We start from the raw sequence: 22266 nt of genomic DNA, 5'->3' as shown, positions 1-22266 counted from the left end.
CACGGCCGGGCGTTGCCCCCGCCGCCGCCCGGTGAGAGCCTGGACGTCGAGCCCGGCAGCCGGGCTCCCGGACGAGGGGTGCCGTACCCGGTGCGCGACAAGACGGCCCGTGGGAGTCCGTCATGTCCTGGATCGTCCTCGTCCTCTCCGGTGTCCTCGAGGCCGTGTGGGCCACCGCCCTCGGCAAGTCCGAGGGGTTCCACCGCCTCGGGCCGACCATCGTGTTCGGCGTCGCGCTGGTCGCGAGCATGGGCGGTCTCGCCTACGCGATGCGTGACCTACCCGTCGGCACCGCCTACGCGGTGTGGGTCGGGATCGGCGCGGTGCTGACCGTCGTCTACGCGATGGTCACCGGCACCGAGCCGGTCTCGCTGCTCAAGATCGTGTTCCTCGCGATGATCGTCGGCGGGGTCGTGGGGCTCAAGGCCCTGCACTGACCGCGAGCCGCCCGGTTGACGGCGCCGAGACTGCAGCGGTTGCGGGGTTCCCGACCCGGGAACCCCGCACCTGCTGCAGTCTCGGCGGTCGGCTGGGGGCCGGGAGCTCAGCTCGTGCGGCCGTCGGTGGAGTCGACGGCCGCCGGTGCGTGGCTCGGGGTGGGCACGTCGTGCCCCCCGCGCGCCGCCGGGGCGTTCCCGCCGACGCCGCGGAGCAGCTCGAGCAGGTCGACGCCGGTCTGCGCCTTGAGCATCGTCGTCAGCTCCTGGATGCCGGTCGACACCTGCCCGGGCAGCCGCCCGGCACCGTCCTTGTCGATGATCGTGATGCCGTCGATGCTGCCGAGCGCGTCGGCGTACGGCTGGGCGACCTTCGGCAGCGCGTCGAGCACCATCTGCAGCCGCGCCGACTCGGGGAACGCCTGGTAGGCGTCCGACTCGGCCTTGATGGCGGCGGCGCGGGCCTCGCCCTGGGCGCGCTCGGCGGCGGCCTGGGCCTCGCCGCGGGCCTGGATGCCGTCGGCGTCGGCCTTGGCGAGCGCGAGCGCACCCTCGGCGCGACGCTGCTGCTCGATCAGGGCGGCCTCGGCACGGGACCGGGCGGCGGACGCCTCGGCCTCGGCCTGCGCGGTGGTCCGCTGCGCCTCGGCCTCGGCCTTGCGGATCGCCGTGGTCTTCGCAGCCTCGGCCTCCTGCTCGGACGCGTACTTGCGCGCGTCGGCCTCCTGCGCGGCCTCGTACTTGCGGGCCTCGGCCGGCTTGCGGACCTCGGTCTGCAGCTCCTGCTCGCGCAGCGCGGCACGCCGCAGCGCCACCTGCTCCTGCTGGACCAGGACCTCCTGCTGCGCCTCGGCCTCGGCGCGCTCCTTGGCGGCCTCGGCCTCGGCCTGGGCGGTCGCCGTCTCCTGCGCGATCTGCGCGTTGCGCAGCGACAGCGCCTTGTTCGACTCGGCGATCTGCACCGCGGCCTCGTTGGAGCGCTCGGTGCTCTCCTGACGGGCCTGCGCCTCGGCGATCTCCGCGTCGCGGGCGACGGCGGCGGCGCGCGGACGGCCGAGGTTCCGGATGTACTCGCCGGAGTCCTCGACGGTCTGGATCTCGAAGTTCTCCAGGATCAGGCCGCGCTCGGCCAGCATCGGCACGGCGATGTCCTTGACCTCCTTGGAGAAGTCCTGGCGCTCGTACAGGATCGACTCGACCGTCAGCGTGCCCGCGATCGTCCGGAGCACACCGACCAGCACCTCGGACGTCTGCTGCTCGATGACCTGCTCCTGGCTGCGCCCGGCGAACCGCTGGGCCGCCGCGCGGACCATGCGCTCCGTGCCCCCGACCTTGACCACGGCGATGGACCGCAGCGTCACGCCGACACCGCTCTTGGTCGTGGCGTCCTCGGCCGCGACCGAGAAGCTCTGCGAGGCCAGCGACAGCCGCACGACCTGCTCGAAGATCGGCTTGACGAACGTGCCGCCGCCGATCACGACGCGCTGGCCGGACAGGTCGGTGGTCTCGTCGCCGGTCTCCGGGTTGATGACGGGCTTGCCGCTCTTGCGGCCGGTGATGATCAGCGCCTCGTCGGGCGTCGCGATCTTGAACCGGACCTTGGCGTAGATCGCGCCGACGATCGCGACGAGCACCACCACGACGACGGCCACGGCGACGATGACGGCGGTTCCTGCGAGCTCCATGGGACTCCTCGGGCGGGCCGGCGCGCACGGCTGCGGCCGGTCGGACGGGTGGGCTGCCCCGACTCTAGGCGTGACCTGTGCGGTGGGGTGGGGGTTTGGGTGGTCCGACCGCGCGGTCGTGGGCTCGCGGACTCGGTCAGAACCAGCCGAGCAGGTCCAGGAGGGCGCCGCCCCGCGACCGGCCCGGTCGCCCCGCGTGGACGCCGAGCGGCGAGGCCCGCAGGCCGTGGTCGTCGTAGTCGAGGAACCGGGCGTGCGCGAGCAGGGTCTCGGCGACCTTCGGCGCATCGTGCGTGCCGGACCGCCCGAGGTCGTCGGCGAGCGCGCGCAGCAGCGCGGACGGCTGGGAGGACGACGTGCGCAGGTCGACCAGGGGCACCGCGACGTACCGGAACCCCGCCCGGGAGAGCGACAGGTCGACGCCGTGCTCGCGGCTCTCCAGCGCGACGCCCGCGCCGCGGCCGGCACGGACCGGGCGCTGCCGCCACGTCGTGCGCGCGGGGGCGAGCACGCCGGCCGAGCGACGCCACGTCCCGGCCGGGCGCCCGGCCGCCTCGGGGTCGAGGCGCAGGAAGGTCAGCTCGTCACGGTCGTCGGCGGGGTGGTGCACGGCGGGCTCCTGCTCGGTCGTCGGGGTCCGCACGCACGGTAGCGGCGTCGGCTCAGCCCCGGTGCAGCGCCTGCAGCCGTTCACCCGCGCGCCGCGCCGCGTCGGTGACCAGCCGCGCCACCTCGGGCACGTCCTCGTCCGGGAACCGGGAGTCGAGGTACGCCACGGACAGGGACCCGACGGCCTCGCCGGCGGCGTCGAGCACGGGTGCCGCGATGCTGCTCGAGTGCGGGACGCGCTCGGACGACGTCGACGCCCAGCCGCGCGCGCGGATCTCGGCGAGGCGCTCGCGGATCGCGTCGGGGTCGACGACGGTGCGCGCGGTGAACCGGGGGAGCGGCACGGAGAGCGCCAGGTCGACGTCGGCCTCGGGCAGGTACGCGAGGATGCTCAGCCCGCTCGCGCCGTTGGTCAGCGCCTGGTGCTCGCCGATGCGGATGGCGATCCGGATGTGCTGGGTGGACTCGACCTGGTCGACGTAGACGCGGCCGTGTCCCACGCGCGCGGCGAGGGTGGTGGTCTCGCCGGTGACCTGGCTGAGGTGGGCGAGCAGCGGTCCGGCGGCCTCGACGATCTCGGTGCGCCGTCCCGCGGTGCGGCCGAGGGACACGGCGGCCGGGCCGAGCGCGTACCGTCGGCCTTCCTCGTCGTAGCGCACGAGCCCGGTGTCGAGCAGCGACTGCAGGATGCGGTGCACCACCGCCTTGCTGAGGTCGAGCCGCCGGGCCAGGTCGGTCACGCCCAGCCAGGGGTCGTCGCCGCCGAGTGCGAGCAGCACGTGCGCGACGCGCTGGGTCGTCGACGACCGGGGATCCTGCAGGTCCACGCCGCGTTCCTCTCCATCGGGTGCTGCCGAGCGTAGCGACTTGTTCCGGTGAACGGAACGCCCCTCGCGCATCCTGAGCCTGCGCAACACAGAGTTAACGTGCTCGCAACCCTCCTGCACCGCTTCCTGCCTAGGTTCATCGCATCGAGCGGCAGCCACCCACTGCCGCGACCCTGTTCCGGTGAACGGAACCCAAGTCTTCGGGAGTCGACGTGAACCACAGGATGCGCGCCTGGTCCGGCGCCGGGATCGCCGGTCTCGCCCTCACGCTGGCCGCCTGCTCCGGCTCGGCGGTCAGCGCCGCCGGGGGCGGCGAGACGGCGACGGGGGAGGCCGTGGACGAGGTCCTGATCGGCGCCCTCCACCCGCTCACGGGCGCCAACGCGGCGGACGGCCAGCAGATGTCGAACGCCGCGCAGCTCGCGGTCGACGCGATCAACGAGGCGGGCGGCATCGAGTCGCTCGGCGGCGCCGAGCTGGTGCTCGAGGCCGCCGACACGCAGGGCACGCCCGAGACCGGGCAGAGCGAGGCCACCCGCCTGATCGAGGACGGCGCCGTCGCGCTGGTCGGCACGTTCCAGAGCGGGACCAGCGCCAACGTCGCCTCGGTGGCCGAGCGCAACCAGGTGCCGTTCGTGATGGACGTGTCCGCGCTCGACGAGATCCTCGAGCAGGGCTACCAGTACTCGTTCCGCATGCAGCCGAACGCGAGCCTGATGGGCGAGCGGGGCGCCGAGTCCCTCGCGGCCCTGGCCGAGGACTCCGGCACGCCGGTCGAGAAGGTCGCCTTCCTGTACGAGCAGGGCAACTACGGCGCCGCGGTCTACGAGGGCTTCCTCGCGGAGGCGGAGGCCGCCGGCCTGACCGTCGACCCGGTGATCAGCTACGACGCCGCGTCGGTCAGCGACATGACGACGCAGATCAGCCAGGTCGCCGCCTCGGGCGCCGACGTGCTCGCCGTCGCCGGCTACTACCGCGACAGCCTGCTCGTCGCCCAGGCGGTGGACACGGTGAAGCCCGACCTGCAGGCCGTGTTCGGCGTGGCCAACGGCGCGTACGACCAGCCGGCGTTCACCACGGACGCCCCGGGCGGCGGCGAGGGCTACTTCGACGCCAACTACCACTGGGACGTCACGAACCCCGACGCGGTCGAGCTGGCCGAGCTGTACGAGGAGACCTACGGCGAGCCGATCCGCACGTCGGCGGTGCTCACCTACGACGCCGTCATGGTGATCGCCGGCGCCCTGGAGGAGGCCGGCTCGGCCGACCCGACGGCCGTCCGCGACGCGATCGCGGCGAGCGACTACCAGCCGCTGACCGTCTCCACCGGCCCCGTCGAGTTCGACGAGACCGGGCAGAACACCAACGCCGGCATCGCCGTGATGCAGGTGCAGGACGCCGCGATCAAGCAGGTGTTCCCGAACGACCTCGCCGAGGCCGCGTACCGGTTCCCGGCCGCGCCCGCCGGCTCCTGACCCGACCGGCGGCAGGGCCCGGGGCGCCGTCTCGCCCCGGGCCCGCCGCCCCCGCACCGCACCACCGACTCCACCCAGGGAGCCTCATGACCACCACGCTGCCTGCGACGGACACGTCGCCCCCGGGCACGTCCGCCGACGCGAAGCGCCGCGTCCGGCTGTCCGAGAAGTCCCGCGTCCTCCTGGTCACCGCCGCCGTCCTGCTCGTGGTGGCCGTCGTCGCCGGCGTCCGTGCCGGCTCCGGCGCCGTCCTCACGCAGGCCCTGGTCACGGGGGTCCTCACCGGCGGCATCTACAGCCTGGTCGCGATGGGCCTGACGCTCATCTACGGCGTGCTGCACATCATCAACTTCGCGAACGGCGCGCTCGTCGCGCTCGCGCTGTACCTGGCGATGGTCTGCGTGCAGGACCTCGGGATGCACCCGTACGTGGCGCTCGTCGTGGTCATGCCCGCGATGTTCCTGCTGGGCGCGCTGCTGCAGGCCGGCCTGCTGAACCCGGTGATGAAGGCGCCGATCCAGATCCAGCTGCTCATCACGATCGGCCTGGCGCTGGCGATCGAGAACGTGCTGCTGATGGTGTTCGGGCCCAACCCGCGGTCGGTGGCCCTGCCGGGCAACACCGGCGTGCGGGTGCTGGGCGCGACGGTCGAGCTGTCCCGGATCTACGCGTTCGTCGGCGCGCTGGTGATCGTGGCCCTGCTGGCCCTGCTGCTGCAGCGGTCCCGCGTCGGCACCGAGATCCGCGCCGTCGCCGCGAACCCGGAGGGCGCGCGGCTGGTCGGCATCGACATCCGCTGGATCTACGTCCTGACCTTCGGGCTCGGGGCGATGGCCGCCGGCGCCGCGGGCGTGCTGGTCGCGCCGTTCACCACCATCGAGCCGACCACCGGCGCGATCTTCAACCTCACGGCGTTCGTGGTCGTGGTGCTCGGCGGCATGGGCAACGTGCCCGGTGCGCTGGTCGGCGGCCTGGTCGTCGGACTCACCGAGCAGCTGGCCGGGCTGATCCTGCCGAGCCAGAGCCCGCTGCTCGCCGTGTTCGTCGTGTTCCTGGTCGTGCTGTTCGTGCGGCCCCGAGGCGTGTTCGGGAGGTCCGCATGACCACCACGGCCACCCAGGCCCCCGCGCTGACCGGTGACGTCACGGCGCCGCGCCGCCGTCCGCTCGGCGGCGGCCGCCTGGACTACGTCCTGCTGCTCGCGCTGCTCGTCCTCGGCGCCGCGCTGCCGTTCTTCCTCACCACCTCGCACATGGCGATCGCCAACCGGGTCCTGATCTTCGCGATCATGGGCGTCGGCTGGAACGTCATGGCCGGGTTCGGCGGGATGTTCTCGTTCGGCCACGCCGCCTACTTCGGCATCGGCGCCTACGCGACCTCGTACTGCGTCGTCGTCCTCGGGATCAGCCCGTGGATCGGCCTGCTGCTCGGCATGGTGCTGGCCGCCGCCGCGGGCGTCGGGATCTCCTACCTGGCCCTGAGGTACAAGCTGACCGGCGCCTACTACACGATGTCGACGTTCGCGTTCGCCGAGGCGCTGCGCCTGTTCGTGCAGGGCTCGGAGCCGCTGCACCGCACGGTCGGCTTCACGATCCCGGTGCAGCAGGGCAGCTCGTTCGCGGGCTTCCAGTTCCCGGCCGGGTCGCCCTGGTACTACTGGATCGGCCTGCTGCTGCTGGTGGCGTGCGTGCTGGTGACGATCGTGTTCGTGCAGAGCCGGACCGGGCGGTTCACGCTCGCGGTCCGCGACGACGACATGGCCGCCGCGGCGCTCGGCATCGACGTCCTGCGGCACAAGCTGGTCGCCGTCGCGATCTCGGCCGCGATCACGTCCGTCGCCGGCATGTTCTACGTGCAGTACTACATGTTCGTCGACCCCTCGATCGCCTTCGGGGCGCACACCTCCAACGACGCGATCATCACCGCGGTCGTCGGCGGCACCGGGACCATCTGGGGCCCGGTGGTGGGCGCCGTCGTGATGGCGCCGCTGTCCGACCTGGTCGCCGGGTTCCTGCGCAACCCGCCGCCGGCGCTCGACTGGATCGCGGGCCACGGCGGGCTCGACATCATCCTGTACGCCGTCATCCTCGTCCTCGTCGTCACGCTGCTGCCCAAGGGCATCGTCGGGACGATCGTCAGCCGCAGGAGGAAGCAGTGACCGTCCTCGAGGCCACGGCCGTCACCAAGTCGTTCCGCGGGCTGCAGGCCCTGCGCGGGGTGGACATCAGCGTCGACGAGGGGCAGATCCTCGGCATCATCGGCGCGAACGGCGCGGGCAAGACCACGCTGTTCAACTGCATCACCGGCGCGTTCCCTCCCACGTCCGGCACCGTGCGCCTCGACGGGCAGGACATCACCGGGCTGCCCGCCCACCAGCTGGCCCGGCGCGGCATGGTCCGCACGTTCCAGCTGATGCGGCCGTTCGCGACGATGACCGTGCAGGAGAACGTCGAGATCGCGGCGATGAGCCGCGGGGCCCGCGGCGCGGACGTGCACCGGGACGCCGCGCGGGCCGTCGAGCGCACCGGCCTCACCGAGTGGTCCGCGCGCCGGTCGGGCTCGCTGCCCGCCGGCATGCAGAAGCGCCTCGAGCTGGCCCGGGCGCTCGCCATGCGGCCGCGCGTGCTGCTGCTGGACGAGGTGCTCGCGGGGCTGGTGCCCGCCGAGCGGGCGCCGGTGCTCGACCTGCTGGAGACCGTGCGCCGGGAGGAGGGCACGACCATGGTGTTCATCGAGCACATCATGGCCGCCGTCCGCCGGCTGTCCGACCACGTCGTGATGATGGACCAGGGCGCCGTGCTGGCCCGCGGGGACGCGGACACCGTGCTGTCCGACCCGAAGGTCGTCGAGGCGTACCTCGGGAAGGAGACCCGCAGTGCCTGAGCCCATGCTCGAGATCACGGACGTCCGCAGCGGCTACCACGGGCTGGAGATCCTGCACGGGGTCGGCCTCACCGTGGGCGTGGCGGAGGTCGTCGCCCTGGTCGGCGCCAACGGCGCCGGCAAGTCCACCACCCTCAAGAGCGCCGTCGGCGAGATCAAGCTGCAGGGCGGGTCCGTGACCTTCAAGGGGGAGAAGGTCGGCTACGGCCGCTCGCACGAGCTGGCCCGCCGCGGCCTGATGCTGGTGCCCGAGCACCGGGCGCTGTTCGGCTCCCTGACGGTCGAGGACAACCTCGCGATGGGCGCCCGCGCCCGGCTCGGCCGGCCGGGGTTCGAGAAGGAGTGGGTGCTCGACCTGTTCCCGATCCTGCGGGAGCGGCGCACCCAGCTGGCCGAGACGATGTCCGGCGGCCAGCAGCAGATGCTCGCGATCGCCCGCGCGCTCATGGGCGCCCCGGAGCTGCTGATGCTCGACGAGCCGTCCACCGGCCTGTCGCCCAAGCTCACCGCCGACGTGTTCGGTGCCGTGGAGGCGATCCGCGACCGCGGCGTCAGCATCCTCATCGTCGAGCAGAACGCCTCGCACGTGCTGGAGTTCGCCGACCGCGGCTACGTCATGGAGTCCGGCTCCGTCGTGCTCGAGGGCACGGGTGCCGAGCTCGCGACCGACGAGCGCGTCCGCGCCGCCTACCTCGGCGGCTGACCCCCGACCCGATCCACCCCGCCGTGGTGTCCCCGCCACGGCGTGCGCCGGCCCGCGCCCGACCGCGCCCGCCGGCCCCCGACGAGAGGAATGACATGACCGACTGGAACGCCGAGGTCGAGCGCGTCCGCACCCTGCGGGCCGACCGGACCAAGGTCGGCCACGGCGAGCGGCCCGCCGTCGTGGTGGTCGACTTCCAGCGCGCCTTCACCGAGCACGAGCACATCGGCCCGGAGACCGCGGTGACGCTGGCCCACGCGCAGACGCTCCTGGAGGCCGCCCGCGCCGCCGGGGTGCCCGTCATCTACCTGGTGATGGTCCTGGACGACCTCGACGACCGGATGCTCGCGCAGCGCGTGCGGTCCTCGCTCACCGAGCGGTGCCGCCGGGGCGACCCGTGGACCGAGATCAGCAGCGCGGTCCCCGCGGCGCCGACGGACCACGTCGTCGAGAAGACGGTCGCCTCGGGGTTCTACAAGACGAAGCTGGACGGGCTGCTCGAGGAGCTCGACGTCGACGAGCTGGTGGTCATCGGCACCTCGACCAGCGGCTGCGTGCGCGCGACCGTCGTGGACGCCGCGTACCGGTCCTACCGGGTGAGCGTCGTCGAGGAGTGCTGCGACGACTTCCGGGTGCTGTCCCGCGAGGCCAGCCTGTGGGACATGCAGGACCGGTTCGGCGACGTCGTGTCCCTGGACCACATGCTCGGCCGGTTCGCCGAGCTCGCCCGATGACGGCCCTCGGCACCGACGGGCGGCTCGTCTACGCCCCGCTGCCGGGTCGCCCGCAGGTCACCTGGCCCGACGGGAAGCTGGTCGCCGTCTGGCACGCGCCGAACGTCGAGCACTACGACTACGTGCCCCCGGGCGGCGGCAGCCCCGCCGGCCGGGTGGCCGCGCCGGACGTGCAGCACTACATGCACCGGGACTACGGCAACCGCGTCGCGTTCTGGCGGATGCTGCGGACCGTCGACGCCTACGCGATGCCGTCGACGGTGTCGCTCAGCCTGACCCTCCTGGAGGACGACCCGGAGATCCGGGACGCCATGCGGGAGCGCGACTGGGAGGTGATGAGCCACGGCATCTCCAACCTGCGGCCGGTCTACGACCTGGACGAGGCCGCGGAGTCGGCGTTCCTGGCGCAGTCGCAGGAGCTGACCCGCACGTACTACGGCGCGTCGCTGAAGGGGATGCTCGGGCCGAAGATCTCCGGCACCGACCTCACGGCCGACCTGATGGCCGAGCACGGCATGACCTACCACGCTGACTGGATCCACGACGAGCAGCCGCGCCCGCTGCGCACCCGCTCCGGCGGGCGGCTGGTGTCGATGCCGTACTCCTACATGCTCAACGACGTCCCGCTGCTGCACGCGAAGCACTACCCGCCGTCGTACTTCGTCGACATGGTGAAGGCGCAGATCGGCCGCCTGGTCCGGGACGCCGAGCGCGACGGCCAGGCGCGCGTCGCGTGCATCGCGACGCACCCGTTCCTGTCCGGGCAGCCGCACATGCAGCGCGCGCTCGCGGAGATCTTCGAGGTCGTGCGCGGTGACGACCGGCTCTGGGTGACCCGCGCCGGCGACATCGCCGACCACTACCTCGAGCACCACTACGACGCGCAGCTCGCGCACGCGCAGCAGCTGGCGGGGGAGGCCACCCGATGATCGTCGACAACACGGGGGCGACCGTGTTCGCCCCCACGCTGGCCCGCACCGGCGACCACCTCCGCGCGCCGTGGGCGCTGCCGGACGGCAAGAAGCTCGCGGTCAGCGTGCTGCTGCACGCGCCGACCTACGTGGACGTCGTGCCGGAGGGCGCGCACAAGCCGCTCGCGATGCAGGGCGGCGTCGGCCGCGAGACCGGCGAGCCCCGGCACGGGCAGGTGGCGCGGCTGTCCCAGTGGGACTTCGGGCAGACCGTCGGGATCTGGCGGCTGCTCGACATCGCCGCCGACGCGGGCGTGCCCGTCGCGGTCGCGCTGGACGCCGCGGGCGTCGCGACCCGGCCCGGGCTCGCGGCGCTGGTCGCCGAGCGCGCCGGCGAGGTCGTCGCGCGGGGCCGGGCGGCGAACATCGTCCTGGACCCGGCGATGACGGAGGCGGAGGAGCGCGAGTACGTCCGGTCGTCGGTGGCCGCCGTGGCCGGTGCGACGGGCCGGCCCGTCACCGGCTGGTTCTCCCCGGAGCGCGGGACGACCCCGCGCACGACGGCCGTGCTGCGCGACGCCGGGCTGACCTGGTTCGGCGACTGGCCGGTCGACGAGCGGCCGCTGTCCCTGGTGGACGCCGCGGCCGGGCTGACCGCGGTGCCGTTCTCGCTGGAGACCGAGGACGTGTTCGCGCTCTACGCCCGTGGCCTGCCGTTCGGCGACTACGAGCGGCTGCTCCTCGACACCGTCGACGCGCTGGTCGCCGACGCCGACGTGGTCGGCGCCCGGTACCTCGGCCTGAGCTGGTTCGGCTGGGTGCTGGGGCAGGCGTGCTTCGCCGACGTGGCCGAGCGGGTGCTGCAGCACCTCGCCGGGCACCCGGACGTGCTGCTGGTGCTGCCGGGCGACGTGCCGGCGCTGCGATGACCACCGTGGAGGCCGCCCGGCCGCTGCCGCCCTCGCTGGGCTGGGCGCTGGGCTCCGGCACGATCCTGCAGGGCCTGAACTCGGCCGTGCTCGCGGTCGCGCTGGTGTCCATCGGCCGCGACCTGGGCGCCGGCCCGGGCGCGCTGGCCTGGGTGGTCTCCGCGCTGTACCTGTCGGCGGCGGTCGCGTCGCCCACCGGCGGCCGGCTGGCCGACCTGTTCGGGCCGCGCCGCGTCTACGTCACCGGCCTGGTGATCGCGCTGGTCGCCTCGGTCGCCGGGCCGTTCGTGCCGTCCGTCGGCTGGCTGATCGCCGACCGCGTCCTGCTGGGCATCGGCACGGCGATGCAGTTCCCGACGGCGATGGCCGTCATCCGCCGCGAGGCCCGCCGGCTCGCGGCGCAGCCGGCGTCGGCGCTGGGCGTCGTCGCCCTGTGCGGGCAGACCACCGCGGCGCTCGGGCCGACCGTGGGCGGCCCGATCGTGGCGCTGTGGGGCTGGGAGGGGATCTTCTGGGTCAACGTCCCGATCGTGGCCAACGCCGCGTTCTGGGTCCTGCGCGTCGTCCCCGCCGACCCGCCGCTGCCGCGCACCGGCGCCCGCGCGGTGCTGCGCTCGCTCGACCCGGTCGGCCTGCTGCTGTTCGTCGGCACCCTCGTCCCGCTGATGGTCGGCCTGCTGTCGCTCGACGGCAGCCCGCAGTGGTGGTGGTTCGTCGGGGCCGCCGCGCTGCTGGCGCTGCTGGTGGCGTGGTCCGCCCGGTCGGACCGGCCGTTCCTCGACGTGCGGCTGCTGGCGCGCAGCCCGGGGGTGTGGCGCACCTGCGTCCGGGCCGTGCTGACCTTCGTCTCGTTCTACGCGATCTTCTACGGCCTGCCGCAGTGGCTCGAGCGCGAGCGGGGGATGGACCCGGCGCAGGCGGGGCTGCTGATGTTCCCCGTGTTCGGCGTCGGCGTGCTGTCGACGATCGCCGCCACCCGGCTGGGCGCGCGGCTGCGGCCCCGGGTGCTGCTGGTGGTCGGCGCCGCGGCGATGGTGGCCGCCGGCCTGGTGGCCCTCACCGCGGTCGACGCCGGCGCCCCGGTCTGGCTGATCGTCCTGCTCGGCGTGCTCATGGGAGTGCCGAACGGGTTCAACAACCTGGGCAACCAGCTCGTCCTGCACGAGGCGGTCGCCGAGCAGCACGCCGGCATCGCCAGCGGCCTGTACCGCACCGCCCAGTACATCGGCGCCGCCCTGGCGTCCGTCGTGGTGGCGAGCGCCCTGGACGCGGGGCACGGCCCCGACGGGGGCATCGCGACGCTCGGCGCCTGGATCGCCGCGCTCGGCGGCGTCCTGCTGCTGGGGTCCGTCACCGTCCTGATCCGCGAGAGGCGCGCATGAGCCACCTGTTCACCCCGCTGACCCTGCGGGACCTCACCCTGCGCAACCGCGCGTGGGTGTCGCCGATGTGCATGTACGCCTGCGAGGACCCGGCCGCCCCCGGGGTCGTCGGCTCCTGGCACGTCGCGCACTACGCCCAGTTCGCGCTCGGCGGCGCCGGCCTGGTGCTCACCGAGGCGACCGCCGTCCTCCCCGAGGGGCGGGTCACCCCGCAGGACGCCGGCCTCTGGTCCGACGACCACGTCGCCCCCTGGCGGACCGTCACCGACGCCGTGCACGCGTGCGGCGGCGTGATCGGCGTCCAGCTCGCGCACGCCGGTCGCAAGGCCGGGCACTACCGCGGCCTGCCGGGCGACACCGACCCGGCCGGCTCCGTGCCGGTCGAGGACGGCGGCTGGGTCACGGTCGGCGCGAGCGACGAGCCGTTCGGCGACTACGCCGCGCCGCGCGCCGCCTCCGACGCGGACCTGCGCGCCGTCGTCCGGGCCTTCGCCGACGCCGCCCGCCGGGCGGTCGCGGCCGGGTTCGACGTCGTCGAGCTGCACGGCGCCCACGGCTACCTGCTGCACGAGCTGCTGTCCCCGGTGACCAACGACCGCGGCGGCGCGTGGGGCGGGTCGGCCACGGCCCGCGAGGCGCTGCTCCTGACGACCGTCCACGCCGTGCGGGCCGTGCTGCCCGACGGCATGCCGCTGCTGGTCCGGCTGTCGGTCTCCGACGTCGCCCCCGGCGGTCTCGAGGCCTCCGACTCCGCCGACCTGGCCGTGCGGCTCGTCGAGGCCGGGGCCGACCTGGTCGACTGCTCGTCCGGCGGGCTCGTCCCCGGCGCGGACTACCGCCCGGCACCCGGCTACCAGGTGCCGGGGTCGGCGGCCGTGCGCGCCGCCGGGGTGCCGACCGCGGCGGTCGGGCTGATCGACGACCCCGCCCACGCCGAGGACGTGCTCCGCCGCGGCGAGGCGGACGCGGTGCTGCTCGGCCGCGGCATGCTGCGGGACCCGCACTGGGCGCGGCACGCGGCGGTCGAGCTCGGCGACGCCGACGGCCCGCGCGAGGCGCGGTACCACCGGGCGTGGCGGCGGACGGTGCTCGGCTGAGACGACGACATCGCCACGCTGCTCGACCACCTCGGCGCGCCGTCACGCACGGTCTGGTGAGACCGGGGACCCGGCTACCCCGCCCGGGTGAGGTGGTCCCCGCCCCCGCGCCGGGAGGCTCGGTCAGGAGGCAGCCGGCCCGCGGCCGCCCGTCGCACCGGGGGTCCTCGTGGACGAGTCGCTGGCATCGCCGTTCCCGCCCATCGCCGAGTACGCGTTCCTCTCCGACTGCCACACCGGCGCGCTGGTCGCCCCGGACGGATCGGTCGACTGGCTGTGCGCGCCGCGGTTCGACAGCCCGAGCGTCTTCGGCAGCCTGCTGGACCGCGGCGCCGGGTACTTCCGGTTCGCGCCGTACGGCATCAACGTGCCGACGTCGCGGGCCTACGACCCCGGCACGAACGTGCTGGTCACGACGTGGCACACCCCGAGCGGCTGGCTGGAGGTCCGCGACGCGCTCACGATGGCGCCGCGCACCGGCCCGGACGACACGACCCCGCACACCCGGCCGCCCGCCGACGACGACGCCGAGCACCTGCTCGTCCGGACGGCGACCTGCCTGGACGGGTCCGTGGAGGTCGAGCTGGTGTGCGAGCCCGTGTTCGACTACGGCCGGACGCGCGTGCCGTGGACGGTCGAGGAGTCGGGGGCGGCAGCCGACGCCGCGGGACCCGGCACCGCGCTGCGGCTGCGGACCGACCTGGCGCTGGGGCTGGAGGGCGCGGCGGTGCGCGGGCGGCACGCGCTGGTCGCCGGCGAGACGGTCTACTGCGCGCTGTCCTGGGCGGCGACGCTCGACGGTCCCGTGGACGCCGCCGACGCCACGGCGCGGATCGCCGCGACGCGTGAGTTCTGGCGGCGCTGGCTCGGCCGCGCCCGGATCCCGGACCACCGGCTGCGCCCGTACGTCGAGCGGTCCGCCCTGGTGATCAAGGGCCTGACGTACATGCCGACCGGGGCGACGGTCGCCGCGCTCACCACGTCGCTGCCGGAGACGCCCGGCGGCGAGCGCAACTGGGACTACCGCTACACCTGGGTCCGCGACTCCACGTTCACGCTGCAGGCGCTGCACTACCTGCTGCTCGACTGGGAGGCCGACGAGTTCATGCAGTTCATCGCCGACGTCGAGCCGAACGCCGACGGCGGTCTGCAGATCATGTACGGCATCGACGGCCGGCGGGACCTCACCGAGTCGACGCGGGACGAGCTCAGCGGCTACCAGAACGCGCACCCGGTGCGTGTGGGCAACGGCGCGTTCGACCAGCGGCAGAACGACGTCTACGGCTCGGTCCTCGACTCGATCCTGCTGCACACCCGGCGCAGCCAGCGGCTGCCCGCGCGGCTCTGGCCGGTCGTCGAGGCGCAGGCCGAGCGGGCCACCGCGGTCTGGCAGGAGCCGGATCAGGGCATCTGGGAGGCCCGGGGCGCCCCGCAGCACTACGTGTCGTCCAAGATCATGTGCTGGGTGGCGATGGATCGCGCCGCCCAGCTCGCCGCCGTCTGGGGGGAGCCGCGGCTGCAGCAGCGCTGGGCCGAGACGGCCGCCGAGATCAAGGCGGACATCCTCGCGCGCGGGGTGAGCGACCGCGGCGTGCTCCGTCAGCACTACGACACGGACGCGCTCGACGCCTCGTCCCTGCTCGCCGCGCACTTCGGCCTGCTGCCCGGGTCGGACGAGCGTCTCCACGCGACCGTGCTCGCGATCGCGGACGAGCTGAGCGAGGACGGCTTCGTGCTCCGCTACCGCACGGACGAGACCGACGACGGGCTGGCGGGGCGCGAGGGCACCTTCGTCATCTGCTCGTTCTGGCTCGTGTCCGCCCTCATGGTGGTGGGCGAGGAGCAGCGGGCGTCCGACCTGATGGAGCGGCTGCTGCGGGTCGCGTCACCGTTCGGGCTGTACGCGGAGGAGTTCGACGTCGAGACGTCGCGGCACCTCGGGAACGTGCCGCAGGCCTTCTCGCACCTGGCGCTGATCGAGGCGGCGGCGCGGATCATCCTGGCGGAGCGGGTGTCGGAGATGTCGCTGTAGCCGTGGCGGTCGCTGGGCCGTCCGGGTGACCGCCGATCGGGGGAACCCGCGCGGCGCGCCCCCACTGCGGGCCGTCTCGCGGGCCGGCCCGTACGCCGGTGATCAGCGCCGACGCGGAGGGTGCGCGCCGATCCGGCGACCCGGCCGGCCGGTCGGGATGCGGTTCACCCCCGAAGTGGGACAAATCGGACACCGTCCGCCCCTAGCGTTCCCGGCATCGAGCGACGTCAGGCCGTGGCGCCCAGGGGAGGACGACGTGCAGATCAGACTGCTCACGCTGGCCGAGGTGACCGACGAGGACGCGAGACGCTGGCACGCGCTGGCCGTGCACGCCGTCGAGCCCAACATGTACCTGGACCCGCGGTTCCTCGTCCCCGCCCGCGACCGCGGGGACGAGGCGGCCGACCTGCGCCTCGTCGTCGTGCAGGAGGGGGAGGTGTGGCTGGCGGCGCTCGCGATCACCACCCGGCCGCTCGCCGGCCGGCTGCCCCTGCGCGCCGTGACCACCGGCTCCGCGTTCATGACCTGGCACGCCGACCGGCACCACCCGCTGGTCCGGGCCGGCCGCGAGGTCGAGGCGCTGACCGCGCTGCTGCGCGGGATGACGTCGCTGGGGCTGCCGGGCCTGCTCCAGCTGCAGCACGTGCCGGCCGACGGCCCGGTGGCGCGCGCGCTCGACGAGGTCGTCGCGACCACTGGGGTCGCCGTCCTCGAGCGCCGTCGCGCCGTCAGCGCGTTCGCCCCGCGGGAGCGCGTCACGGTGCTGCCCGTCCCCGAGGGGCCGGGTCCGGTCGTCGACCCGCCGCTGTCGTGGGACCACATGGCGACCGACGAGCGCCGGAACATGCGCCGCGGCGTCCGCGGGCTGGCGCGCGAGGCGGGCGGGCCGCTCGAGCTGCACGACGTCAGCGCCGACCCCGCGGGGGACGACGCGTTCATCGCGCTGCAGGCCGCGGGCTGGAAGGGCGACGCCGGCCAGGGCGGTGCGGCCCTCGCGCTGGACCCGGTCGCCGAGCGGTGGTTCCGCGACGTGACCGCGCGGTTCCGGCGCGACAAGGACCTGCTGCTGGTCCGGCTCGCGGCGGGCGGCGAGACGCTGTGGATGGGCTACGCGCTGCGCTCGGGGTCGGCGTACTTCGGCTTCCTCGACGCCTACGCCGAGCGGCACCGGCGCTTCAGCCCCGGCTCGGTCGGCCGGATCGCGAGCATGACCTACCTGTTCGCGACCACGGACGCGCCCTTCTTCGACCCCGCCTTCGACTCCCGCTACGCGACGGGCGCGCGGATCTTCCCGGACTCCCGCGACCACGTGGACCTGCTCGTGGCGACCGGCGGGCCTGCGGCGCGCGCAGTGCTGCGGGCGGTGCCGGCGGCGCGGCGCCTGGGGCTGGTGCCGGACTGACGACCCGACGCGCGCGGGCGTGGCACGCTGGCGTGGTGAACCCGTTCCGCACCCCGCACGTCGCCGCCGAGGTCACGGCGGGGTTCCACGCCGCGGAGGCCCGGGCGCTGCAGACCGCGCTGGTCGGCGTGCTCGCCGCCGCCGAGCGGGCGACGGGCCGGACCGTCCCGGTCGACCTCGTCGTGGACGCCGGCCGCGGTGACGCGCTGGTCGTCCTCTGCCGCAACCAGCTGGTCGGGTTCGTCCCCGAGGAGCACGCGCCGCCGCTCCGTGCCCGGCGTGCGGCGGCCGGGCGGCGTGCGCGGCTGGTCGCCCCCGGCCTGCTGCTGCTCGACGGCGCGACGTGGCGGGTGTGGGTCGGGCCCGAGCCGGAGGGCGGGATCCCGCCGGTGCCGGACGGTCTGGACACGCTGCCCGCCCCGCACCCGACGATCCTCGGCGTGCCGCTGCGCCGCGACGACGCCTGAGGCTCACGCCGGGACGTACCACCCGCTCGGCGCGAGGTCGGTGGCGAACCGCGGTGCGTAGTGGTCGAAGTAGACCCGCGCCACCAGCTCGCGCCGGCTGCTGACGCCGGCCTTGTCGAAGACCGCCTTGAGGTGGTCCTGCACCGTGTAGGGCGACAGGTGCAGCGCCCGGGCGATCTCCTGCGTGCTCTCGCCCTGGAGCACGCCGGCGACGACGTCCCGCTCCCGCCCGGTGAGCCCGAAGGCGGCGACGACCAGCGGCACGATCTCCGGCGGGCGCGCCTCCTCGAGGGTGACGACGACCTGCCGGTCCGACCCGTCGCGCCCGGCCAGCGGTGCGGCGTGCACGACCAGCCACTGGCCGGCCGGGGTGCGGACCCGGAGCCGCGGCACGGAGTCGAACCGGCCGTCCGCGAGCGCCCGGGCGGCGGCGGTGATCGCGGCGACGGGCGTCGGCAGCGCGTCCCAGCCGGTGCCGCCGAGCTCCGCGACGCGCGCCTCCGCCGCGGGGCTGAGCCGGCTGACCGTGTTGTCCGGCTCGATGACGAGCACGGCGGGCCCGGTGACCGGCGGGCGGGGCTGCGCCGCGGCGGCCGTGACCAGGCCCGCGCGCACCCCGACGGCGATGGTCCGGGCCACGCGCGCCAGGAAGTCGGCCTCGGCCGGGCTGAACCCGCTGCTCTCGCCGCTGCGGTAGAGGGCGATGGCGGACCAGGCGCGCCCGTCGACCAGCCCGGAGGCGCGCATCTCGTGGTCGAGGGACCAGTGCGGGACGAACATGTCCCGGTGCCGGCTGCTGCGTCGCGGGTCGCCGCCCGTGTCGTCCGCCAGGATGCCGACCGGGTGCTCGCGGCGGGACAGCGCCCGGAACAGGTTGACCTCGTCGGTGACGTACTCGTGCTGCAGGAACTCGGCGTCGAGCTCGTCGCCGATGTTCTGCTTGACCGAGCCGGTCAGCAGCCCGGTCTCGGGGTCGACGGGGCCGATGCACGCGGCGTCGTGCGGGACGGCCGCGCCGAGCAGGTCGATGGCACCGTGCACGAACTCGCGCCAGTCGAGCCCCGACCGGGCGAGCGCGTCGAGCCCGCGCTGCACCGGTTCGGTCCGCAGGGTCCCCATGCTCCTGATGGTCCCGCTCCGGGGGCTGTCCCGTAACCCCCATTTTGTGGTGATATCTGCCCCCACGTGCTGCGGGACGCGGCCCACCACATTCGTGGGATACCCGGTGCCCGGGAGCGCGAGGACGCTCGTCGGCATGACCACTGAGATCCGACCCTCCGAAGCCCTCGACGCCGCGGTCCTCGACGAGCTCCGCGGTGCCGTCCGCGGCACCGTGCTCGGCCCCGCCGACCCCGGGTGGGACACCGCGCGGCTGCCCTGGAACCGCCTGGTCGACCAGCAGCCCGCCGCCCTCGTCGTGGCCGCGGACGCCCACGACGTCGCGGCCACCGTCCGCTGGGCCGCCGCGCACGGCGTCCCCGTGAGCGCGCAGCCGAACGGGCACGGCGCCAGCAGCTCGCTCGACGGCACGGTCGTCGTCCGTACGGCGGCGCTCGACGACATCTGGGTGGACGCGGACGCCCGTGTCGCGCGCGTCGGGGCCGGCGTGCGGTGGGGCGACCTGCAGACCGCGCTCGACGGCACGGGGCTGACCGGCCTGATCGGGTCCAACGGCGACGTCACCGTGGTCGGCTACTGCCTCGGCGGCGGCCTGTCCTGGTTCAGCCGCGCCTTCGGGCCCGGGGCGGCGTCCGTCCGCGCCGTCGAGGTCGTGGACGCGGCGGGCGACCACCGCTGGGTGAGCGGCGACCGGCCCGAGGACGCGGACCTGCTGTGGGCCCTGCGCGGCGGGGGCGGCGACTTCGCGCTGGTGACCGCGATGGAGCTCGAGCTGCTGCCCGCACCGCAGATCTACGGCGGCCTGCTGGCGTTCCCGGCCGAGGTCGCCCGGCCCGTGCTGGGGGCGTTCCGCGAGATCACGGCCGACGCGCCCGACGAGCTCACCACCTGGGCGAGCATCATGCACCTGCCGGACGCGCCGTTCATCCCGGCCGAGCTCCGCGGGCTGTCGCTCGTGCTCGTGATGGCGACGTACCTGGGCGACGCCGCCGAGGCCGAGCGCCTGCTCGCCCCCGTCCGTGCGGCCGGACCCGTCGTGCGGGACACGTTCCGCCCGCTCGCCCCGGGGGAGGTCGGCCTGCTCGCGGAAGAGCCTGTCGACCCGGTGCCGGCGGTGCTCGCGGGCGTCCGGCTGCACGCGTTCGACGACGCCGCGGTCGACACCCTGATCGCGGTCGCGGGCGCCGGGAGCGGCACCGCGCTGATGCAGGTGCAGGTCCGGCACACCGGCGGCGCGCTCGCGCGCGAGCGGGTGCCGTCCGTCGCGGGCGCCGCCCCGGAGCCGTACCTGCTGACCGGCCTCTCGATCGTCCCGGTGCCGGAGCTCGCGCCCGTCGTGAACGCGGCCCTGGACCAGCTGTTCACCACGTTCGCGCCGTGGAGCACGGGGACGGCGCCGCTCACGTTCCTGGACCGGGACGAGTCGATCCGGCGGGCCTACCCGGCCGCCGCGCTCGAGCGGCTCCGGGCGATCAAGGCGGCGGTCGACCCGCGCGGCCTGATCCGCAGCAACCGGCCGGTCGCCGGTTGACGAGAGGGGTGGGCCGGTCCCGCGCAGGGGGATGGACCGGCCCGCCCGCACGGCGGGACCACCGGACGCGTCCGGCCCGCCCGGGCCCGGTCAGCGCCCCGCGGCCCACGCCCAGCGGACCAGCGGCCACTGGAGCGGCAGCCGCGCCAGGGTCACGGCCGCGCGTGCCAGACGGGGTCCGGACCGGTCGGCGGTCGCCCCGCGGACGGCGTCGACCGCCATCTGCACGTTGGCGGGGAACACGGCGACGAGGAGCGCGGCGCTCGCGGCACCGGCGGCGCGGCGGGTGCCGGGCAGCACCAGGCCCGCGGCGCACGCCAGCTCCGCGACCCCGGACACGAGCACGAGGTCGCGCGGGTGCGGCAGGGCGCGCGGCACGATCGGCTCGAACACCTGCGGCCGCACCAGGTGCACCACGCCCGACACCGCGAACGCCGTCGCCACGACGGCGGCGCCCCGGCCGAGCGGGCGGACGGGGCGCTCGAGGTGCGGATCGGGTCGGGTCACCCGGCCATCGTGTCCGCTGCGGCGCCGGGACGCGAGCGCCACACTGGGGCGATGACCGCGCGCCGCCTCGTCGTCCACGGGTCCGTCCAGGGGTGGGGTTCCGCGCCTCGATGGCGGCGGAGGCCGAGCGGCTCGGCGTCGTGGGCTGGGTGCGCAACCGCGGCGACGGCACCGTGGAGGCCCTGGTGTCCGGCCCCGACGACGCGGTCGCGGCGCTGACCGCCTGGGCGCGGCGCGGCCCCCGCTTCGCCGGGGTGGAGCGCGTCGACGAGCACGCCGCCGAGCCCGACGGCGCCGCCGGCTTCACGATCGCGGGCTGACGTCCGCGCCGAGCGCGGCACGTCGAGCGCGGACCCCGGGGAGGGCGCGCTCGACGTGCCGGCTGCGTGCTCGGCGGGCGGTGGCGCGGCGGGTGGGGCGGGTCAGCGCCCCGGGACCACCACGGCGCGGCCGCGGATCGTGCCCGCGTGCAGGCGCTCGTAGGCCTCGGTCGCCCGGTCGAGCGGGAACTCCTCGACGTGGATGGTGATCGCGCCGCGCCGGGCGAGCTCGACGACCTCCATGAGCTCGGTGCGCGAGCCCCAGTTGATGGCGCGGCCGTTCACGTCGAGCGGCACGGTGGTCTGCCCGATGCGCACGGCGCCGGACGCGACGCCGACGACCACGACGTCGCCGCCGACGCGGACCATCCCGCCGGCCAGGTCCGCGGTCGGCTGGATGCCGACGAAGTCGAAGACCACGTCGGCGCCGAGCCCGCGGGTCAGGCCCTTGACGGACTCGATCGCGTCCGGGTTCGACAGGAAGGCGTGGTCGGCGCCGACCTCGCGCGCGAAGGCCAGCTTGTCCTCCGCGACGTCCAGCACGACGACGGTGCTCTGGGTCAGCGCCTTGAGGATCTGGATGGCGACGTGGCCGAGGCCGCCGGACCCGATGACGACGGCGGTGGTGCCCGGGGTCAGGCGGGGGAGCGCGGACTTCACGGCGCGGTACGGGGTGAGCCCGGCGTCGGTGAGGGAGACGTTCTGCACCGGGTCGAGGTCGCCGAGCGGCACGAGGTGCCGGGCGTCGTCGACGATCATGTACTCGGCCATGCCGCCGTCGCTGAAGATGCCGGGTGCGCGCATGCCCTGCTCGCAGTTCTGCTCCTCGCCCGACGCGCACGCGTAGCAGCGGCCGCAGCCCCACGGGCCGTACACCAGGACGCTCTCGCCGACCTCGACGCCGTGCACGCCCGCGCCGACCTCCGCCACGACGCCCGCGACCTCGTGCCCGAGGGTGAGCGGCACCGGCTTGAAGTAGTAGTCCTCCGCGGAGGTGCCCATGATGAACTCGTCGGAGTGGCAGGCGCCGGCGGCGGTGACGCGCAGCAGCACCTCCGAGGGTCCGGGGGTGGGCCGGTCGACCTCGACCAGCTCGGGACGGGATCCGATCTCGCGGTACTGCAGGGCCTTTATGGCTGTGGCTTCTTCCTCCGGGACGACCCCCGGGTGCGTGGTAGATGCCTCCACCATACGCTTGAAGTGTCAACTACCAATC

Annotated in this window: 22 protein-coding genes and 1 riboswitch; of the genes, 16 read left to right on the top strand and 6 right to left on the bottom strand. The window is 74.8% G+C overall.

Going from position 1 to position 22266, the window contains the following annotated elements; genetic code table 11:
• Positions 1–45: 45 nt before the first annotated feature.
• A riboswitch (guanidine-III (ykkC-III) riboswitch) is annotated at positions 46–112 on the top strand.
• Between the two features lie 10 nt (positions 113–122).
• Positions 123–437: a DMT family transporter gene (locus ACWPWW_RS08135; protein WP_454049813.1), complete on the top strand. Its 315-nt coding sequence runs from the start codon at positions 123–125 to the stop codon at positions 435–437.
• A gap of 107 nt (positions 438–544) precedes the next feature.
• On the opposite strand, the gene ACWPWW_RS08130 is transcribed toward ACWPWW_RS08135, so the two are convergent.
• The 3 genes from ACWPWW_RS08130 to ACWPWW_RS08120 form a co-directional block, all read right to left on the bottom strand.
• Positions 545–2122 (bottom strand): SPFH domain-containing protein, encoded by a 1578-nt coding sequence (locus tag ACWPWW_RS08130; RefSeq protein WP_454049812.1) that lies wholly within the window; start codon positions 2120–2122, stop codon positions 545–547.
• A gap of 136 nt (positions 2123–2258) precedes the next feature.
• Entirely contained in the window at positions 2259–2765 is a 507-nt protein-coding gene (locus ACWPWW_RS08125; protein ID WP_454049811.1) for a hypothetical protein, read from the bottom strand.
• A gap of 19 nt (positions 2766–2784) precedes the next feature.
• Positions 2785–3558, bottom strand: coding sequence for an IclR family transcriptional regulator (locus ACWPWW_RS08120; RefSeq protein ID WP_454049810.1), 774 nt, complete (start codon positions 3556–3558; stop codon positions 2785–2787).
• 212 nt (positions 3559–3770) lie between these two features.
• Here ACWPWW_RS08120 and ACWPWW_RS08115 point away from each other — a divergent pair, with 212 nt between their 5' ends.
• The 13 genes from ACWPWW_RS08115 (at position 3771) to ACWPWW_RS08055 (ending at position 17573) form a co-directional block, all read left to right on the top strand.
• Positions 3771–5033, top strand: coding sequence for an ABC transporter substrate-binding protein (locus tag ACWPWW_RS08115; protein ID WP_454049809.1), 1263 nt, complete (start codon positions 3771–3773; stop codon positions 5031–5033).
• 86 nt (positions 5034–5119) lie between these two features.
• Complete coding sequence (locus ACWPWW_RS08110; protein WP_454049808.1) at positions 5120–6136, top strand: branched-chain amino acid ABC transporter permease; 1017 nt, start codon at positions 5120–5122, stop codon at positions 6134–6136.
• A complete protein-coding gene (locus ACWPWW_RS08105; protein WP_454049807.1) occupies positions 6133–7191 on the top strand; it encodes a branched-chain amino acid ABC transporter permease in 1059 nt (352 codons plus the stop codon). Before ACWPWW_RS08110 ends, ACWPWW_RS08105 begins: the two co-directional genes overlap by 4 nt.
• Positions 7188–7916, top strand: a complete 729-nt coding sequence (locus ACWPWW_RS08100; RefSeq protein WP_454049806.1) for an ABC transporter ATP-binding protein — start codon at positions 7188–7190, stop codon at positions 7914–7916. Before ACWPWW_RS08105 ends, ACWPWW_RS08100 begins: the two co-directional genes overlap by 4 nt.
• On the top strand, positions 7909–8619 hold the full coding sequence (locus ACWPWW_RS08095) for an ABC transporter ATP-binding protein (protein WP_454049805.1): 711 nt from the start codon (positions 7909–7911) through the stop codon (positions 8617–8619). Before ACWPWW_RS08100 ends, ACWPWW_RS08095 begins: the two co-directional genes overlap by 8 nt.
• A gap of 95 nt (positions 8620–8714) precedes the next feature.
• Positions 8715–9353, top strand: coding sequence for a cysteine hydrolase family protein (locus tag ACWPWW_RS08090; RefSeq protein WP_454049804.1), 639 nt, complete (start codon positions 8715–8717; stop codon positions 9351–9353).
• Positions 9350–10282, top strand: a complete 933-nt coding sequence (locus ACWPWW_RS08085) for a polysaccharide deacetylase family protein (RefSeq protein ID WP_454049803.1) — start codon at positions 9350–9352, stop codon at positions 10280–10282. The genes ACWPWW_RS08090 and ACWPWW_RS08085 overlap by 4 nt, the downstream gene beginning before the upstream one ends.
• On the top strand, positions 10279–11193 hold the full coding sequence (locus ACWPWW_RS08080; RefSeq protein WP_454049802.1) for a hypothetical protein: 915 nt from the start codon (positions 10279–10281) through the stop codon (positions 11191–11193). Before ACWPWW_RS08085 ends, ACWPWW_RS08080 begins: the two co-directional genes overlap by 4 nt.
• A complete protein-coding gene (locus ACWPWW_RS08075; protein ID WP_454049801.1) occupies positions 11190–12575 on the top strand; it encodes an MFS transporter in 1386 nt (461 codons plus the stop codon). Before ACWPWW_RS08080 ends, ACWPWW_RS08075 begins: the two co-directional genes overlap by 4 nt.
• Positions 12572–13672 (top strand): NADH:flavin oxidoreductase/NADH oxidase, encoded by a 1101-nt coding sequence (locus ACWPWW_RS08070; protein ID WP_454049800.1) that lies wholly within the window; start codon positions 12572–12574, stop codon positions 13670–13672. The genes ACWPWW_RS08075 and ACWPWW_RS08070 overlap by 4 nt, the downstream gene beginning before the upstream one ends.
• 169 nt (positions 13673–13841) lie before the next feature.
• Positions 13842–15704: a glycoside hydrolase family 15 protein gene (locus ACWPWW_RS08065; protein WP_454049799.1), complete on the top strand. Its 1863-nt coding sequence runs from the start codon at positions 13842–13844 to the stop codon at positions 15702–15704.
• A gap of 256 nt (positions 15705–15960) precedes the next feature.
• On the top strand, positions 15961–17106 hold the full coding sequence (locus ACWPWW_RS08060; RefSeq protein WP_454049798.1) for a GNAT family N-acetyltransferase: 1146 nt from the start codon (positions 15961–15963) through the stop codon (positions 17104–17106).
• Between the two features lie 35 nt (positions 17107–17141).
• Positions 17142–17573 (top strand): hypothetical protein, encoded by a 432-nt coding sequence (locus ACWPWW_RS08055; RefSeq protein WP_454049797.1) that lies wholly within the window; start codon positions 17142–17144, stop codon positions 17571–17573.
• A 3-nt stretch (positions 17574–17576) separates the two neighbouring features.
• Here ACWPWW_RS08055 and ACWPWW_RS08050 read toward each other — a convergent pair whose 3' ends face one another.
• Positions 17577–18692, bottom strand: coding sequence for a helix-turn-helix transcriptional regulator (locus ACWPWW_RS08050; RefSeq protein WP_454049796.1), 1116 nt, complete (start codon positions 18690–18692; stop codon positions 17577–17579).
• A 136-nt stretch (positions 18693–18828) separates the two neighbouring features.
• Here ACWPWW_RS08050 and ACWPWW_RS08045 point away from each other — a divergent pair, with 136 nt between their 5' ends.
• The gene (locus ACWPWW_RS08045) at positions 18829–20223 is read left to right on the top strand and encodes an FAD-binding oxidoreductase (protein WP_454049795.1); all 1395 of its coding nucleotides are present in this window, start codon (positions 18829–18831) and stop codon (positions 20221–20223) included.
• A 90-nt stretch (positions 20224–20313) separates the two neighbouring features.
• Here ACWPWW_RS08045 and ACWPWW_RS08040 read toward each other — a convergent pair whose 3' ends face one another.
• Complete coding sequence (locus ACWPWW_RS08040; RefSeq protein WP_454049794.1) at positions 20314–20730, bottom strand: DoxX family protein; 417 nt, start codon at positions 20728–20730, stop codon at positions 20314–20316.
• A 92-nt stretch (positions 20731–20822) separates the two neighbouring features.
• Between ACWPWW_RS08040 and ACWPWW_RS08035 the strand changes: the two genes are divergently transcribed.
• A complete protein-coding gene (locus ACWPWW_RS08035; protein ID WP_454049793.1) occupies positions 20823–21050 on the top strand; it encodes an acylphosphatase in 228 nt (75 codons plus the stop codon).
• Positions 21051–21152: 102 nt separating this feature from the next.
• On the opposite strand, the gene ACWPWW_RS08030 is transcribed toward ACWPWW_RS08035, so the two are convergent.
• Positions 21153–22184, bottom strand: coding sequence for an NAD(P)-dependent alcohol dehydrogenase (locus ACWPWW_RS08030; RefSeq protein WP_454050421.1), 1032 nt, complete (start codon positions 22182–22184; stop codon positions 21153–21155).
• Positions 22185–22266: the final 82 nt, after the last annotated feature.

It is taken from the genome of Cellulomonas sp. Marseille-Q8402, assembly GCF_965119525.1.
This window is presented reverse-complemented; position numbering and strand designations above follow the sequence as displayed.